The 2,964-nt window shown below is 52.8% G+C and carries 3 protein-coding genes; all 3 read left to right on the top strand.

The window, feature by feature from the left end; translation table 11 throughout:
- Positions 1 to 905: efflux RND transporter permease subunit (locus tag PHF27_RS14175; protein WP_300071490.1), on the top strand; the 905-nt coding region annotated here is incomplete at its 5' end.
- 175 nt (positions 906 to 1,080) lie between these two features.
- A complete protein-coding gene (locus PHF27_RS14170; RefSeq protein WP_300071487.1) occupies positions 1,081 to 1,710 on the top strand; it encodes an HAD-IA family hydrolase in 630 nt (209 codons plus the stop codon).
- Positions 1,711 to 1,758: 48 nt separating this feature from the next.
- Positions 1,759 to 2,826: a tartrate dehydrogenase gene (locus PHF27_RS14165; protein ID WP_300071484.1), complete on the top strand. Its 1,068-nt coding sequence runs from the start codon at positions 1,759 to 1,761 to the stop codon at positions 2,824 to 2,826.
- The last annotated feature ends 138 nt before the right edge of the window (positions 2,827 to 2,964 follow it).

Genomic DNA, 2,964 nt, shown 5'->3' with positions numbered 1-2,964 from the left:
GCGTTAAGGTGGACGATGTGTTTAGTACGCTGCAGGCTTTTCTCGGTGGTTTGCAGGTCAATGACTTTACTCGTTTTGGTCGTACTTGGAAAGTGGTTATGCAGGCGGAGCCCCAGTATCGCTCCGACGCGAACGACATTCGGTACTTCTTTGTGCGCAGCAATACGAATGCCATGGTGCCGCTGGCTACCTTGGTTAAACCGTTGCCGATCAGCGGTCCTACGGCGATTAAGCGTTTTAACGGCAACCGGGCCATTCAAATTGGCGCTAGTCAGGCGCCGGGGTACAGCAGCGGCCAAGCCATGACGGCCTTGGAGGAAGTGGCTAAGGCAACCTTGCCCAATACGTACAGCTACGAATGGGCGGACCAAAGCCGCGATGAAAAGCTGTCCGGCGGTCGTGCTGTGTATGTCTTTGGAGCGGCCATCCTGTTTGCGTTCCTGTGCTTGGCGGCATTGTACGAGAGCTGGAGCGTTCCCTTTGCGGTACTGCTTTCGGTGCCTACGGCGATTTTCGGCTCGGGCTTGTTCCAGTGGGCTCGCAGCCTGGAAAACAGTATTTACATGCAAATTGGCTTGGTCATGCTGATTGGCTTGGCAGCCAAGAATGCGATTTTGATTGTAGAATTTGCCAAGGTGCGCGTGGACAAAGGCGTTGATCCGGTAGAGGCGGCCATTGAAGCGGCGAAGCTGCGCTTGCGGCCGATTCTAATGACCTCGCTGGCGTTCATCTTGGGCTGCGTGCCGTTGATGATTGCTACAGGCGCTGGCGCCGGTGCGAGAAACGCCATGGGTACGGCGGTTGTCGGCGGCATGCTGGCAGCAACTATGCTGGGCGTATTCTTGATTCCAGTGCTCTACGTAGTCGTTGTAAAACTGACGCGTAAGCTTACTTGGCGCAAATAGAGTCAATTACAAACCCGCCTCTCGAATTTTCGGGAGGCGGGTTTGCTTTTTGCTCCCGCGACTCTTGTTCGATCTTCGTTCTCTGACTTTCGTTCTTTCCTAGAGGTTTGTCGGCAGTGTAGGCAGGAATTTTCCTTCTCCAAGAGTAATAGAATAAGCCAAGGAGGCGGAAGCAATGAGAGAATGGCTTGTTTTTGACGTCATGGGAGTCATCTTTACCGTCGGAGACGATACCAATGAGTTGCTGGTGCCGTATGTACAGAAATTTGCGCCGTCGCTTACCAGCGATGAAATTAACCAGGCCTATTTGGAAGCTAGTTTAGGGAAAGTAGCTTCCTACGGTTTTTGGAAAACCTTAGGTTTGGGGGATCGCTATCCGCAGATTGAGCAAGACTATCTGGAAAGCCAGCTGACGCTGGATGCGGATTTTCCGGCGGTGGCCCAAAAATTGCAAAAAGACTACCATTTGGCTTTGTTGTCCAATGATGTCAGCGAATGGTCTGCGTATTTGCGGAAAAAATATGATTTAAACCAATACTTCGAGGAAATCGTCATCAGCGGCGATGTAGGGCTGCGTAAGCCGGATCGGGCTATTTACGAGCTGTTGCTGCGGCGGCTGCAGTGCCGGCCGGAGAACAGCGTCTTTATTGATGATCGTCAGAAAAATCTTATTCCGGCTATGCGGGCGGGTATGAGGACGATCCAGTTTAAACGGGGCTGTGACGGCAGTGAAATGTGCGGCAGCTTTGAGGTGAAGTCGTTCAAGCAGCTGCCAGGGCTTGTAGCGCATTTGTTTGGTGTTTAGCGCGTTTTGCGCAGCAGTTGTGCCGGAAAGATAGAAGGAGTGAGCAGGGTGACAACTTATAAAATTGCGGTGATTCCCGGAGATGGCGTCGGGCCGGAGGTTCTAGCGGAAGGAATTAAGGTGCTCCAAGCGGTGGCCGCGCTGGACGGGACCTTCTCTTTTGAATTTGAAACCTTTCCCTGGGGCTGTGAGTATTATTTAAAGCACGGGAAAATGATGGACGAAGACGGGATGGAACGCCTCGCTGCTTTTGACGCTATTTATCTTGGAGCCGTGGGCTTTCCGGGAGTTCCCGATCATATTTCCCTGTGGGATTTGCTGCTGAAAATTCGCAAAGGCTTTGATCAATACATTAATTTGCGTCCCATACAGCTGTTGAAGGGCGCGCCTTGCCCTTTGGCTGGGGTAAGGGCTGGCGAAATTGATATGCTGGTAGTGCGGGAAAACAGCGAGGGCGAATATGCTGGCGCTGGCGACTGGCTGTTTAAGGGCAAACCGGAGGAAGTGGTGTTGCAGACCGGTGTGTTTTCACGCAAAGGAACGGAACGCGTGATTCGCTATGCCTATGAATTGGCTCGCAAGACCGGTAAGACCCTTACCAGCATCAGCAAAGGCAACGCTTTGAATTATTCCATGGTTTTTTGGGATCAGGTTTTTGCGGAAGTGGGCAGGGAGTATCCGGAGGTAAAAACTTATTCGTACTTGGTTGACGCAGCCAGCATGTTTTTTGTCAAAGATCCGGGCCGTTTTCAAGTCATTGTGACGTCTAATTTGTTCGGCGATATTTTGACAGACTTGGGCGCCGCCATTACCGGTGGCATGGGCCTGGCGGCAGGAGCCAATTTAAATCCGGAGCGGGCCTATCCGTCCATGTTTGAGCCTATCCATGGTTCCGCGCCGGATATTGCCGGGCGCAGCATTGCTAATCCGCTGGCCTCCATATGGTCGGTTAGCCAGATGATGGACTTTTTCGGTCACGAAGAGTGGGGCCGGCGCGTGCTGCAGGCTATTGAGGATGTGCTGCAGGAGAAGGCCTGCTTGACGCCGGACTTGGGCGGCAGCGGCAAAACGCAGGAAGTGGGCGATGCTGTAGTCGCTAAGCTGTCCAGGCAGTAAAGGCATAAGGTAAGGTCGTATTAGTGCCGGGTTTGGCGGTTGACAGAGCAAACCCGGCACTGCTATCATAATTGGGTAGTGTAGTGATGCTGCGCGGCGGCATCGGTAGGGAAGGTTCTGGTAAGATTCACTAAGGTG

Source organism: Anaeromusa sp. (assembly GCF_028691475.1).
Lineage (GTDB): Bacteria > Bacillota > Negativicutes > Anaeromusales > Anaeromusaceae > Anaeromusa.
The sequence above is the reverse complement of the archived record's forward strand: the minus strand, read 5'-3'. Positions and strand labels throughout refer to the sequence as shown.